The sequence below is a fragment of the Streptomyces sp. NPDC086835 genome (assembly GCF_044745705.1).
Taxonomy (GTDB): Bacteria; Actinomycetota; Actinomycetes; order Streptomycetales; family Streptomycetaceae; genus Streptomyces.
The window spans coordinates 285,827-298,098 of record NZ_JBIVAU010000001.1 but is presented as its reverse complement, the minus strand read 5'-3'; the positions used below and the strand labels follow the sequence as shown (position 1 = coordinate 298,098).

At 72.3% G+C, this 12,272-nt stretch carries 13 protein-coding genes; 7 read left to right on the top strand and 6 right to left on the bottom strand.

All coding sequences use genetic code 11. From position 1 onward, the window contains the following. Window positions 1–3: 3 nt before the first annotated feature. Genes ACIPJI_RS01355 through ACIPJI_RS01345 form a run of 3 tightly spaced genes read right to left on the bottom strand, consistent with a single transcriptional unit; the run spans window position 4 to window position 3,148 of the window. Complete coding sequence (locus tag ACIPJI_RS01355; protein WP_402244709.1) at window positions 4–801, bottom strand: sugar phosphate isomerase/epimerase family protein; 798 nt, start codon at window positions 799–801, stop codon at window positions 4–6. 32 nt (window positions 802–833) lie between these two features. Next, a complete protein-coding gene (locus ACIPJI_RS01350) occupies window positions 834–2,000 on the bottom strand; it encodes a dihydrodipicolinate synthase family protein (RefSeq protein WP_402243817.1) in 1,167 nt (388 codons plus the stop codon). After that, window positions 1,997–3,148 carry a Gfo/Idh/MocA family protein gene (locus ACIPJI_RS01345; protein WP_402243816.1) on the bottom strand — a complete coding sequence of 384 codons (1,152 nt, stop codon included), beginning with the start codon at window positions 3,146–3,148 and terminating at the stop codon, window positions 1,997–1,999. The genes ACIPJI_RS01350 and ACIPJI_RS01345 overlap by 4 nt, the downstream gene beginning before the upstream one ends. A 139-nt stretch (window positions 3,149–3,287) precedes the next feature. On the opposite strand from ACIPJI_RS01345, the gene ACIPJI_RS01340 reads away from it, so the two are divergent. The 6 genes from ACIPJI_RS01340 to ACIPJI_RS01315 all read left to right on the top strand — a co-directional run bounded on the left by ACIPJI_RS01340 (window position 3,288) and on the right by ACIPJI_RS01315 (window position 8,950). Beyond that, window positions 3,288–4,358, top strand: coding sequence for a LacI family DNA-binding transcriptional regulator (locus ACIPJI_RS01340; RefSeq protein ID WP_307706505.1), 1,071 nt, complete (start codon window positions 3,288–3,290; stop codon window positions 4,356–4,358). A 209-nt stretch (window positions 4,359–4,567) separates the two neighbouring features. After that, window positions 4,568–5,020 carry a hypothetical protein gene (locus ACIPJI_RS01335; protein ID WP_307706506.1) on the top strand — a complete coding sequence of 151 codons (453 nt, stop codon included), beginning with the start codon at window positions 4,568–4,570 and terminating at the stop codon, window positions 5,018–5,020. Window positions 5,021–5,104: 84 nt separating this feature from the next. Next, window positions 5,105–6,433 (top strand): ion channel protein, encoded by a 1,329-nt coding sequence (locus ACIPJI_RS01330; protein WP_402243814.1) that lies wholly within the window; start codon window positions 5,105–5,107, stop codon window positions 6,431–6,433. Between the two features lie 35 nt (window positions 6,434–6,468). Further along, window positions 6,469–7,404 (top strand): helix-turn-helix domain-containing GNAT family N-acetyltransferase, encoded by a 936-nt coding sequence (locus ACIPJI_RS01325; protein ID WP_356623007.1) that lies wholly within the window; start codon window positions 6,469–6,471, stop codon window positions 7,402–7,404. Further along, window positions 7,401–8,177: a sugar phosphate isomerase/epimerase family protein gene (locus ACIPJI_RS01320; RefSeq protein WP_402243813.1), complete on the top strand. Its 777-nt coding sequence runs from the start codon at window positions 7,401–7,403 to the stop codon at window positions 8,175–8,177. Before ACIPJI_RS01325 ends, ACIPJI_RS01320 begins: the two co-directional genes overlap by 4 nt. Window positions 8,178–8,341: 164 nt before the next feature. Further along, window positions 8,342–8,950 carry a DUF6058 family natural product biosynthesis protein gene (locus tag ACIPJI_RS01315; protein ID WP_402243812.1) on the top strand — a complete coding sequence of 203 codons (609 nt, stop codon included), beginning with the start codon at window positions 8,342–8,344 and terminating at the stop codon, window positions 8,948–8,950. Here the strand turns inward: ACIPJI_RS01315 and ACIPJI_RS01310 are convergent. From ACIPJI_RS01310 to ACIPJI_RS01300, 3 genes are read right to left on the bottom strand one after another with little or no spacing between them, the layout of a single operon-like run. After that, a complete protein-coding gene (locus ACIPJI_RS01310; protein ID WP_402243810.1) occupies window positions 8,931–10,100 on the bottom strand; it encodes a DUF1266 domain-containing protein in 1,170 nt (389 codons plus the stop codon). The genes ACIPJI_RS01315 and ACIPJI_RS01310 overlap by 20 nt on opposite strands. Before the next feature lie 4 nt (window positions 10,101–10,104). Continuing rightward, window positions 10,105–10,272 (bottom strand): hypothetical protein, encoded by a 168-nt coding sequence (locus tag ACIPJI_RS01305; RefSeq protein ID WP_402243809.1) that lies wholly within the window; start codon window positions 10,270–10,272, stop codon window positions 10,105–10,107. A gap of 9 nt (window positions 10,273–10,281) precedes the next feature. Continuing rightward, window positions 10,282–11,190: an EamA family transporter gene (locus ACIPJI_RS01300; protein ID WP_402243808.1), complete on the bottom strand. Its 909-nt coding sequence runs from the start codon at window positions 11,188–11,190 to the stop codon at window positions 10,282–10,284. Window positions 11,191–11,301: 111 nt separating this feature from the next. Here ACIPJI_RS01300 and ACIPJI_RS01295 point away from each other — a divergent pair, with 111 nt between their 5' ends. Continuing rightward, entirely contained in the window at window positions 11,302–12,210 is a 909-nt protein-coding gene (locus ACIPJI_RS01295; RefSeq protein WP_402243806.1) for a LysR family transcriptional regulator, read from the top strand. The last annotated feature ends 62 nt before the right edge of the window (window positions 12,211–12,272 follow it).

Here is a 12,272-nt window from a genome sequence, read left to right as displayed (position 1 = left end):
TGCTCAGAATGCCTCCGACGCGAACCTCCCCGCCGTCTCCTCCAGAACCTCCACCCCGTCCCGCGCCCACAGCCCGTCGTTGAACAGCTCCACCTCGATGAAGCCCGTCCAGCCGGCAGTCTCGACCCGCTCGCGCCACTCGCGCATGTCGATCGCGCCGTCGCCGAGTTGGCCGCGGCCGTTGAGGACACCGGCGGGCAACGGGGTCGTCCAGTCCGCCAGTTGGAAGGAGTGGATGCGGCCCGCTGCTCCCGCGCGGGCGACCGCCGCCGGGGCCCGGTCGTCCCACCAGATGTGGTAGGTGTCCACGACCACGCCCACCTGGTCGGCCGGGAAGCGTTCCGCCAGGTCCAGTGCCTGGTCAAGCGTCGAGACCACGCAGCGGTCGGACGCGAACATCGGGTGGAGCGGCTCGATCGCGAGGCGGACGCCGCGTTCACCGGCGTAGGGGGCCAGCTCGGACAGCGCGTCCGCGATGCGTTCCCGGGCCGCGACGAGGTCGCGGCTGCCCGGCGGGAGGCCGCCCGAGACCATGACCAGCGTGTCCGTGCCCAGCGTCGCGGCCTCGTCGATCGCGGCGCGGTTGTCGTCCAGCGCGCGGGCCCGGTCGGCCTCGTCGGTCGCGGTGAGGAAGCCGCCCCGGCACAGGGACGTGACGGTCAGGCCCGCGTCCCGTACGAGCTTGGCCGTGGCGTCCGGCCCGTACTCGGCGACGGGTTCGCGCCACAGGCCAACAGCCGGGACGCCGAGCCGGACGCATGCCTCCGCCAGTTCGGGCAGGGGCAGCTGCTTGACCGTCATCTGGTTGATGCTGAAGCGGCTCAGGTCAGGGCTCACCGGGGGACTCCGTACACGTCGAGCAAGGACTTCATGCGGGTCTCGGCCACCGCCGGGTCCGGGAACAGGCCCAGCCCGTCGGCGAGTTCGTACGCGCGGGCCAGATGCGGCAGCGAGCGCGCCGACTGGAGTCCGCCGATCATCGTGAAGTGGGACTGGTGGCCGGCCAGCCACGCGAGGAACACGACGCCCGTCTTGTAGAAGCGCGTCGGGGCCTGGAAGAGGTGCCGGGAGAGTTCCACGGTCGGGTCGAGGAGCTTACGGAAACCCTCCTTGTCGCCCGTGTCCAGGACCCGCACGGCCTCTGCCGCCAGCGGACCCAGCGGGTCGAAGATGCCGAGCAGGGCGTGGCTGAAGCGTCCTCCCGCGGTCGGCTCCTCGCCCGCGATCAGTTCGGGGTAGTTGAAGTCGTCGCCGGTGTAGCAGCGCACGCCCTGCGGCAGGCGCCGCCGCAGTTCCACCTCCCGCCGCGCGTCCAGCAGCGAGACCTTGATCCCGTCGACCTTGTCGGGGTGGGCCGCGATGACCTCGAGGAAGGTCTCCGTGGCCGCGTCCAGGTCGGGCGAGCCCCAGTAGCCGTCCAGCGCCGGGGCGAACATCGGGCCGAGCCAGTGCAGGATCACCGGCTCCGACGCCTGGCGCAGCAGGTGTCCGTAGACGTCCAGGTAGTCCTCGGCGGACGTCGCCGCGGCGGCCAGCGCCCGGGAGGCCATCAGGATCGCCTGCGCACCGGTGGACTCGACGAGGGCGAGCTGTTCCTCGTAGGCGGACCGTACCGACGCGAGCGACGCCGGCCCGGTCAGCTGGTCGGTGCCGACGCCGCAGGCGATCCTGCCGCCGACGGCCTTCGCCTCGGCGGCCGAGCGCCGGATCAGCTCGGCCGCGCCCGCCCAGTCGAGGCCCATCCCGCGCTGCGCGGTGTCCATGGCCTCCGCCACACCGAGCCCGTGCGACCACAGGTGGCGGCGGAAGGCGAGCGTGGCGTCCCAGTCGACGGCGGCGGGAGAATCGGGGCTGACGTCGGCGTACGGGTCGGCCACGACATGGGCGGCGGAGAAGACCGTACGGGAGGTGAGCTGGGCCGAGGCCGTGAAGCTCAGAGGCTCGGTGCGGGGCTCGTACGCGATCAAGGAGCCGTCGGCCCGCGGGAGTCGGATCGTCACAGCGACAGCTCCGGCACCTCGAGCCGCCGGCCCTCCGCCGACGAGCGCAGGCCCAGCTCGGCGAGCTGCACGCCGCGCGCGCCGGCCATCAGATCCCAGTGGTAGGGCTCGTCGAGGACCACGTGGCGCAGGAACAGCTCCCACTGGGCCTTGAAGCCGTTGTCGAAGTCGGTGTTGTCCGGGATCTCCTGCCACTGGTCGCGGAACGACTCGGTGACCGGCAGGTCCGGGTTCCACACCGGCTTGGGAGTGGCCGAGCGGTGCTGGGCACGGCAGTTGCGCAGTCCGGCGACCGCGGAGCCGTGCGTGCCGTCGACCTGGAACTCGACGAGCTCGTCGCGGTTGACCCGTACCGTCCAGGAGGAGTTGATCTGGGCGATCGCGCCGCCCTCGAGCTGGAAGGTGCCGTACGCGGCGTCGTCGGCGGTCGCCGCGTAGGGCTTGCCCTGCTCGTCCCAGCGCTGCGGGACGTGGGTGGCGACCTGCGCGCTGACGGAGGTGACGCGGCCGAACAGCTCGTGCAGCACGTACTCCCAGTGCGGGAACATGTCGACGGTGATGCCGCCGCCGTCCTCGCTGCGGTAGTTCCAGCTGGGGCGCTGCGCCTCCTGCCAGTCGCCCTCGAAGACCCAGTAGCCGAACTCGCCCCGCACGGACAGGATCTGCCCGAAGAAGCCGCCGTCGATGAGGCGCTTCAGCTTCAGCAGGCCCGGCAGGAAGATCTTGTCCTGGACGACGCCGTGCTTGATGCCCTTGTCCTGCGCGAGGCGGGCGAGTTCCAGCGCGCCGGCCAGGTCGGTGGCGGTCGGCTTCTCGGTGTAGAGGTGCTTACCGGCCGCGATCGCCTTCTTCAGCGCCCCGACGCGGGCGGAGGTGACCTGGGCGTCGAAGTAGATGTCGATGCTCTCGTCGGCGAGGACGGCGTCGAGGTCGGTCGAGACCTCGGTGATGCCGTGCCGTTCCGCGATCTCGCGCAGCGCGTGCTCGCGCCGGCCGACGAGCACCGGCTCCGGCCAGAGCACCTCGCCGTCGCCGAGGTCGAGACCGCCCTGTTCACGGATCGCCAGGATGGAGCGCACCAGGTGCTGGCGGTAGCCCATCCGCCCTGTGACGCCGTTCATGGCGATCCGCACTGTCCTGCGTGTCACGAAGTGCCTCCATCTTTCATCTCGGTTCTTCCGAGTTCCCTCGATATGAGCGTAGCAAGCGCTTTCTACGCGATATGAAGCTAGCCTGCCGACAGCGGCCTGGACAAGGGGGCCGCTCCATCTCCCGCGGAGGAAAGCGATGACAGTCACCCTGGCGGATGTGGCGGCCCGCGCCCGGGTGTCCCCGGCGACCGTCTCCCGCGTACTGAACGGCAACTACCCGGTCGCCGCGTCGACGCGGGAACGCGTGCTGCGAGCGGTGGACGAGCTCGACTACGTCCTCAACGGCCCGGCGAGCTCGCTCGCCGCCGCCACGTCCGACCTCGTCGGCATCCTCGTCAACGACATCGCCGACCCCTTCTTCGGGATCATGGCCGGAGCGGCGCAGACGGAGATCGGCGGGCAGGAGGGTACGGGCCGGGCAGGCGGCGAGAAGCTCGCCGTCGTCTGCAACACCGGCGGCTCGCCCGAACGTGAACTGACCTATCTCACCCTGCTCCAGCGCCAGCGCGCCGCGGCCGTGATCCTCACGGGCGGCGCCCTGGAGGACCCCGACCACATCGCCGCCATGACCGCGAAACTCAGCCGGCTCGCGGACGCCGGGACCACGGTCGTGCTGTGCGGCCGCCCGCCGCTGCCCGGCAGCGACGCCGTCGTCGCCTCGCTCGCCTTCGACAACCGAGGCGGGGGACGGCGGCTCACCGAGCACCTGCTCTCGCTCGGCCACCGCCGCATCGGGTACGTCGCCGGACCCGTGGAACGCACCACGACCCGCCACCGGCTGGAGGGCCACCGCGCGGCGATGGCCGCTGCCGGGCTGGGCGGAGACACGGCGGAGCAGGAACGGCTCACGGTGCACGGCCCGTACGACCGAAGGTCCGGCTACGACGCCACCCTCGAACTGCTGCGCAGGGACCCGGAACTGACGGCGATCGTCGCCGCGAACGACACCGTCGCGCTGGGCGCGTGCGCGGCACTGCGGGACCAGGGCCTGCGGATCCCCCACGACATCTCGGTCGCGGGCTTCGACGACCTGCCCTTCTCCGTGGACGCGGTGCCCGCGCTCACGACCGTCCGGCTCCCGCTCTTCGAGGCCGGGGCCCGCGCGGGTCGGCTGGCGATGGGCAACGAGGCACCGCCACCCGGGGGCATCGCCTCGATCGCGGCGGAGCTGATGGCCCGGGACTCGACGGCGCCGCCGCGGGCGTGACGGCGCACGCGGGCACGGCCCCGGCGCCAGGGGTCGGGGCGGACCGGCCGCGTCGGGGTGCGCCCGGCCGCCTTGGTGCGGGGCCGTAGGCGGTCCCGCCGGGCCGGCGCCATGACCCGCTCCCATGTCACCTGAACGGCCCACACCGCTCGCCGCCCCGCAGGCCCGCCCCCACGCTGAGGGTCCTGCCCCAAGGACGGAGAACGAGCATGTCCAGTAGCACGCGAAGCACCCGGACCGCCTCGCACGGTGGAGGCGGCGGGTCCGCCTGGGTCACCGGCGGCACGGTGTTCGCCGGTGTCCTGATGCTGGTGGAAGGCGTCCTCAACATCCTCTCCGGGATCGCCGCGATCGCGGAGGACGACGTGTACGCGCGCGTCGGCGACTACGTCTTCGAGTTCAACCTCACCACGTGGGGCTGGATCCATCTGATCGTCGGCATCGTGGTGGCGGTCACCGGCTGGGGCATCCTTCAAGGCGCCGCCTGGGCACGGGGCCTCGGTGTGGGGCTGGCCGCGCTGGTCGCCGTCCTTCAGTTCATGTGGCTGCCGTACCAGCCGATCTGGGCGGTGGTGTCCATCGCGATCGCCGTGTTCGTCATCTGGGCGCTGACGTCCGATCACGGACGCGGGTCGGATCGGGACCCCACGTCCACGCGCTGAGCCACCGCCCCCCGGTGACGCCGGGGAGGTGTTGGACCGCGGACCGGGCCGGGCCCTCTCGTCCACCGTCACGGCGGAGGAAAGATGACGCGCGACGCATCGCCGGGACGCCCCGCAGCCGGTGATCCCGGGGCCGCTGTTCCCCGGCCACAGGCCCGCGTCCTGCTTCCCCTCGTCGTGCCTGCGCTGGTCATCGGGATCGCGTCCAGCCTCGTGCTGATCGGGGTGAGCAGCCTCGCCGAAGAGCTCCAGCACTGGTTGTGGGACACCGTGCCGGGGTGGTGGGGCTTCTCGGGCACCTCCGCGGGCTGGACCCTAGCCGTGCTCACCGCGGCCGGTCTGGCCACGGGCCTGCTCGTCTGGAAGTTCCCCGGCCGTACCGGCCCGGACCCGGCCACACGCGGTCTGGTCGACCCGCCGCTGCCGGTGCGGATCCTGCCCGGTCTGCTGCTCGCCGTCGTCGTGACCCTGGCCGGCGGGGTGAGCCTCGGTCCGGAGAACCCGATCACGTCGATCAACGTCGCGCTCGCCTGCGCGCTTGGCCTGAAGGTCATGCCCCGCGCCCCCGCCGCCGTCTGGGTGTCGCTCGCGGCCGCCGGTACCGTCGGCGCGCTGTTCGGCACACCGGTCGCGGCCGCCCTCATCCTCTCCGAGATCCAGGCGGGGCCCGATGCGCGGCCCTTGTGGGACCGGCTCTTCGCACCGCTGGTCGCCGCCGGAGCCGGAGCGCTGACCACCGTGCTGGTCGCGGAACCGATGCTGAGCGTCCATGTCGCCCCCTACCCCGGGCCCCGGCTGATCGACGCGGTGTCCGCCATGACCGTCGCCGCCGCGGCGGCCGTCGTCGCGATGGCCGCCGTGTACGTCTTCCCTCATGTCCATCGCCTCTTCCACCGGCTGGGGCACCCCGTCCTGATGCTGACCGCCGGCGGTCTGGTGCTCGGCGCACTGGGCGCGCTCGGCGGGCAGCTGACCCTCTTCAAGGGTCTGGAGGAGATGCGGGAACTCACTGCTCACCCGGAGGACCACGGCGCGGCGAACCTGGCGCTGCTCGCCCTCGTGAAGCTGGCCGCGCTCGTCGTCGCCGCCTCGTGCGGCTTCCAGGGCGGACGGATCTTTCCCGCGGTGTTCGTGGGCGTGGCGCTCGGGATGCTCGCCCACGCCCTCGTCGACGCGGTGCCGATGGCACTGGCGACGGGGACCGCCGTCCTCGGTGTGCTGGTCGCCGTCACCCGGCAGGGCTGGCTGAGCCTGTTCATGGCCGCCGTCCTCGTCGCCGACCCACGCCTGCTGCCGCTGCTGTGTGTGGCGATCCTTCCCGCATGGCTGATCGTCACCGGGCGTCCCGAGATGCGGATCCGCGGCCCGGAGGAGCCGGCAGAGGCCTTGCCGGGGCAGGTCGGGCGGGCATAGCGTTGACTGAGTCAACGCTGCCCCCGGAGCCGATCATGCCGATACAAGAGATCCGCGCGTTCAACCGCTTCTACACCAACCTCATCGGCGCGCTCGACTACGGCAAGCACCTGTACACGCCGTACACGCTCACCGAGTCCCGGGTCCTGTACGAGCTGGCGCACAGCCCCCGGACCGACGCCGCCGACCTGCGCGGCGAGCTGTCGATCGATGCCGGGTACCTGAGCCGGCTGCTCGCGAAATTCGAGCGCGACGGGCTCGTCGCCCGCGCCCCCTCCGAGCGGGACCCACGACGTCAGCGGATCACGCTCACCGACCGCGGCAGGAAGGCCGCCGCGCTGCTCGACGAGCGGTCCCGGCAAGCCGTCGGCGCGCTGGTCGCCGACGTGCCGGAGCGGGACCGGGACCGGCTCGCGGAGGCGCTCGGCACCGTACGGGAGCTGCTGTCGCAGGCGAGGCCCGGCTCCGCCGCCGAGCCGGTCCTGCGGGATCCCGGCCCCGGTGACCTGGGGTGGATCGTCCAGCGGCACGGCGCGCTCTACGCCGCCGAGTACGGGTGGGACGCCGGCTTCGAGGGCCTGGTGGCCCGGATAGTCGCCGACTTCGCGCAGGAGCACGACCCCCGCCTCGAGCGTGTGTGGATCGCCGAGACGGACGGCCGTCCGGTCGGCTCGGTGATGTGCGTACGGGACGACGCGCCTGACACGGCCCGGCTGCGGCTGCTGCTCGTCGAGCCCGAGGCGCGCGGGCACGGCCTCGGCGACCGGCTGGTGCGCACCGCCGTGGATTTCGCGCGCGATGCCGGGTACCGGGACATGGTGTTGTGGACCAACGACGTACTGACCGCGGCCCGCCGGATCTACCAGCGCGCCGGGTTCACGCTCGTCGCCGAGAAGCCGCACCGCTCGTACGGGGCGGATCTGGTCGGACAGGACTGGCGGCTGTCACTTCAGGAAGGAACGGATCGATGAAGTTCGCCTTCTCGACCCTCGGCGTGCCGGGCAGGCCGCTGACGGAGGTGGCCAGGCTCGCCGCCGACAGCGGATACCAGGGCGTGGAGCTGCGCGCCCATCCGGAGGAGCCGGTGCACCCCGGCATCGGCACGACCGAACGGGCGGAGGTGGTCAGGGAGTTCGAGCGCGCGGGCGTCGAGATCCTCACCGTCGCCGGGTACGCGCGGATCGCCGCGGCGGGTGATGACAAGCCCGTGATCAAGGAGATGGAGGGTCTCAGCCGGCTGGCCAAGGACCTCGGGGCGCCGTTCGTCCGGGTGTTCCCCGGCGGCGGCGACCAGGACGCTGCCCAGGCCGACGCGATCGCCGCCCGCCGGCTCGCCGCCGCCGCGGAGACCGCCGCCGACCTCGGTGTGCGGATCCTGCTGGAGACGCACGACTCGCACCGCAGGGGCGCCGACGTCACGCGGGTGCTGGGCCTGGTCGGCCACAAGCACGCCGGGGCCCTGTGGGACGTGATGCACACCTGGCTGGGCGGCGAGGCGCCGGAGGCGGCCCATGCGGCGCTGAGCCCCTTCCTCGGATACGTGCAGGTCAAGGATGTGGCCTCACGCGAGGACCTGACGCCGCTGCCACTGGGGCAGGGCGTCCTGCCGCTCGCGGAGTGCCTCGCGCTCGCCGACCCGGACGGTTGGGTGTGCTGGGAGTACGAGAAGCGGTGGTATCCGACCGCCGCGGAGCTGCCGGGTCTGCTCACCGCGGGCAGGGAGCATCTGCTCTCGCTGCTCTGAGCGGCCGGCTCCGAGCGGCCCGCTTCTGCGAGCAGCCCGTTTCCGAGCGGCCTGCTGGAGCGGTCTGCCTGAGCGGTCTGCTTGAGCGGCCGGGACGGTTCGGCGGGCGCCGAACCGTCCCGCCTCTAGCGTGCACGGGACCGACTCACGAAGGAGCGACTCCCATGTACGAGCGCGAGATCGCGGCCCGTTTCCGCGCGGTCAACGGCGACCATCCGATGTCACCCGCGGACGACGCCTACGTGACCGCGCAGTTCGCCGTACTGGACGACCTGTGCCTGGCCTCCGGCCGCGACCCCGGAGCCGTACGGCTGATGATGCTGGCCGGGCTGCTGCCGCTGCCCGGCTATCTGCGCTCCGACGGCGCCCAGATGGTCCCGAAGGACCTCTTCGCACCGACGGAGGCGGCCGGAGGTCCGGAGAAGCTCGAAGCCTGGTTCGTCGCGCACTGGGCCGACCCGGCCGCCGGGCGCCAGGAGTGGGAGGCGTATCTGAGCGGCCGGTACGTGTGCCTGCACTCCGTCACCCCGGCGTCGATACAGCGCAAGGAGCGGCTGACCGCCGAGATCACCGCGGCACCGTACGACCCGGACGCCGGGACGCCCCGGTGGTCGGCGAGGCTGCACGCCGCCATCGACGAACTCGACGCCCTGGAGCCGGCGTTCACCCCGTACGACCGGCTCCGTTTCGGCGGTCCGACCTCCCGCGACCTCTGCATCGACGCGATGCGCGCCCGCTTCCCGCGTGACCCCGCTACTGCCAGGGAACGGTGAGCCAGGGGCTTTCCGGATCGGTGGTGAGCGTCCTGTGGATGTCGACGACCTCCGTGTACCAGGTGCCGAACTCCTCCTCGTCGAAGTGGAGACACCGGCCGAGCGCATAACCGGCTCCGAAGTCCTCCCAGGACCGGTACACCGTCGCGCTCGCCTCACCGGCACGGACCACAGCGCTTTCGGCCGTCGCCGGATCGCAGTACCGGGCGGCCAGGCCCCAGCGCGCCATGTGGGCCGCCCGGCCGTGGTCCCAGGAGAGGACGGACCTCACACAGCGGCCCTCGGACAGGACTCCGTCGGCGCGGAAGCGCGCCTCGTAGCGGGTGATGCGCCCGATCAGCTGCCGGACGCCGTCGATGTCCGCCTCGGAGACCGTCTCCGGCTCCGCGCCGCGGCGCATGACGTGCCCCGCCGTCTCCCGCCAGTGGACGGGATCGACCGGGCCTTTGTACTCGCGCGCCATCGCACGGCGTACGGAGAGGACGAACTCCCACTCGGAGCTCACGTACCGGCCGTGCAGCAGGTCCTCCTGGACCCGGTGCCAGTCGTCGGCGCTGCGGATGCCCCATGACTCGTCCAGCGTCTCGCGCATCTGCCGGAACCCTTCGAGGTGCGAGGCCGGCGCGTTCCACAGATCGCCTCTGTGCACGGCGAGTTGAGCACCGCACGCCAGGCCTTTGGCCACCGGGCCCTGGGTCGGCCCGCCCACGCGCAGGGTGCGCAGCAGGCCCTTCTTCCGCGGGGTGACCCGTTCCGCGTGCTGCCTCCACAGGTGGAGGGTCCGCGGATTCGCCGGGAAGTACGCCTCGCCGGGCGTCCCGGGGTTGACCGCCAGCCAGCAGGGGTCGTTGCCCCAGGTCCGTACGACACTCTGGAACGACGTGCGGTTGAAGACCGGGTCGGGCTGCGGCAGTGGCAGGGCGCCCTCGGTGTAGAAGGCGTAGCACCAGGTGCCTGTCACCGGACTCCGGTAGGAGTAGTGCGTTCCCGTGCCCGCCTCCGCGTCCGCCCGTCCGACCGGGTAGTAGAGGTACGTTCCGGACAGCACGTCGAAGAACGACGCCCAGTCACTCCGCGTCTTCGCCTCGTGGAGTCGGTGCTCCACCTCTGTCGGCGCCTGCCATCCGTACGGCATCGCGGCGGCGGTCACGCGCTCACCCGCTCCCCAGCGGCTTGAGGCACATGGCCTCCGCGTCGGCCGCGTCCTCGAGGCGCATCAGCAGTTCGTCGCCTTCGCAGTCGGCGAGCCGCGCCGTGCGGTACTCCGCCGTAAGGCGGCGTGGACATGAGTGATCCCCCCGTCGGTCGATCGGAAGGATCACCCTAGAACGTCAGGTGCGAGCGACTGTCAGCGGTTCTCGGGGCTCCGGTGCGGGCCGCGCCTGGCGGCGGCCCGGCAGGGACGTCAGCGCGACGCCGCCGACCAGCAGAGCCGCCGCGCACCAGCGCAGGGGGCCGACCGGCTCACCGAGGAAGAGGTACGCCGAGGACATCCCGAAGACGGGGACGAGCAGGGAGAACGGGGCCACCGAGGACGCCGGATGGCGGCGCAGCAGCAGGCCCCAGGCGCCGAAGCCGAAGATCGTGGTGACCCATGCGACGTAAAGGACGACTCCGGCGCCCGTCCAGTCCAGTGAGCGCAGCGCGGCGAGGTCGCGGTCGGCGCCCTCCAGGAGGAGGGAGAGGCCGAGCAGGGGCAGGACGGGAACGGTGCTGACCCACACCATGAAGTTCAGCGCGTCGGGCGGCGCGGCCTTACGAGTCAGGACGTTGGAGACGCCCCAGCAGGCGGCCGCGGCGACGACCAGGAGGAACCCGGACAGCGGGCCGGAGGCGCCCTCGTCGACGGCGGCGACCGCGATGCCCGCCAGGGCCACGGCCATCCCGGCGACCCGTACCCCTCCCGGCCGTTCGCCGAGCGCGGCGAAGGCGAACACGGCCGTGAACACCGCCTGGACCTGCAGGACCAGGGACGAGAGACCGGCGGGCGCGCCCAGGTCCATGCCCGTGAACAGCAGACCGAACTTGGCGACGCCCAGGACCAGGCCGACCGCGACGATCCACTTCCAGGCGACCGTCGGCCGGCCGACGAAGAAGACCGCGGGCAGAGCCGCGGCCAGGAACCGCAGGGCGGAGAAGAGCAACGGTGGGAAGTGGTCCAGGCCGATCTCGATGACGACGAAGTTGACTCCCCAGACGGCGGCGACCAATGCGGCGAGGGCGATGTGGGCGGGGCGCATGGCATGGAGCATCCCGCCACGGAACCATGTAGCACCAGCGCGGATTTCTTCATGGTTGGATGAAGCACTGCTGATGATTCCCGACGACGAAAGCGTGAGTGGGGAGAGACCATGCTCGACCTCGGCCGGCTGCGCGCACTGCACGCCGTCTCCGTCCACGGCACGGTGGGCGCCGCGGCGGCCGCGCTCGGCTACACGCCGTCCGCGGTCTCCCAGCAGATCGCCAAACTGGAGCGGGAGACCCGCACGACGCTCCTCGAGCGCGAGGGCCGGGGTGTCCGGTTGACCGACGAGGCCAGGCAACTCGCGGCGACCGCACAGCAGTTGCTGTCCATTGTCGAGGAGGCCGAGGTGCGCCTCGAGGAGCGGCGCGGCGAGCCGGCCGGGCGGCTCTCCATCGCCTGCTTCGCCAGCGCCTCCCGTGGACTGATGCCGTACGTCCTCGCCGACCTCGCCCGCCGCCATCCCGACCTGGACGCCCGGCTCCACGAGGTGGACCCCCATCTGTCCGTCGATCTCGTCGCCCGCGGCGCGATCGACCTGGCCGTGGCGCACGACTGGGACATCGCCCCGCTGCCGACCCCGGCGGGGGTCGAGCAGGCCGTCATCGGCGACGACATGTGCGACGTGCTGGTCCCGGTCGGCCACGCCCTTGCCGCTGCCGACACCGTGCGGCGCGAGGACCTCAAGGACGAGCGGTGGATCACGCAGCCGCCCGGCACGGTCTGCCACGACTGGCTGCTGCGGACCCTGCGGGCGGCCGGTTGTGAGCCGCTGATCGCCCATCAGGCGGAGGAGAACCACACCCAGGTCGCTCTGGTGGCGGCCGGACTCGGCATCGCGCTGGTGCCGCGGTTGGGCCGCGGGACGCTGCCGCCCCAGGTGGTGGCCGTACGACTGGCCCCGGTGCCGACGCGGCGGCTGCACGCCCTGTGGCGCACGGGGGCGGCGCGTCGGCCCGCCATCACCGAGACGGTGCGGACGCTGCAGAAGCTGTGGCCGGAGGTCTCCGCACGCTGACCGCCCCCGCCCGGGCGGGCCGATCCGGCACGGGCCGTCGGCCGCCGGTCCGGTGACGGTTG

Coding starts and splice junctions, on each gene's coding strand:
- ACIPJI_RS01355 (WP_402244709.1), bottom strand. CDS start 801: ATGACGGTCAAGCAGCTGCCCCTGCCCGAACTGGCGGAGGCATGCGTC.
- ACIPJI_RS01340 (WP_307706505.1), top strand. CDS start 3,288: ATGACAGTCACCCTGGCGGATGTGGCGGCCCGCGCCCGGGTGTCCCCG.
- ACIPJI_RS01335 (WP_307706506.1), top strand. CDS start 4,568: ATGTCCAGTAGCACGCGAAGCACCCGGACCGCCTCGCACGGTGGAGGC.
- ACIPJI_RS01330 (WP_402243814.1), top strand. CDS start 5,105: ATGACGCGCGACGCATCGCCGGGACGCCCCGCAGCCGGTGATCCCGGG.
- ACIPJI_RS01325 (WP_356623007.1), top strand. CDS start 6,469: ATGCCGATACAAGAGATCCGCGCGTTCAACCGCTTCTACACCAACCTC.
- ACIPJI_RS01320 (WP_402243813.1), top strand. CDS start 7,401: ATGAAGTTCGCCTTCTCGACCCTCGGCGTGCCGGGCAGGCCGCTGACG.
- ACIPJI_RS01315 (WP_402243812.1), top strand. CDS start 8,342: ATGTACGAGCGCGAGATCGCGGCCCGTTTCCGCGCGGTCAACGGCGAC.
- ACIPJI_RS01300 (WP_402243808.1), bottom strand. CDS start 11,190: ATGCGCCCCGCCCACATCGCCCTCGCCGCATTGGTCGCCGCCGTCTGG.
- ACIPJI_RS01295 (WP_402243806.1), top strand. CDS start 11,302: ATGCTCGACCTCGGCCGGCTGCGCGCACTGCACGCCGTCTCCGTCCAC.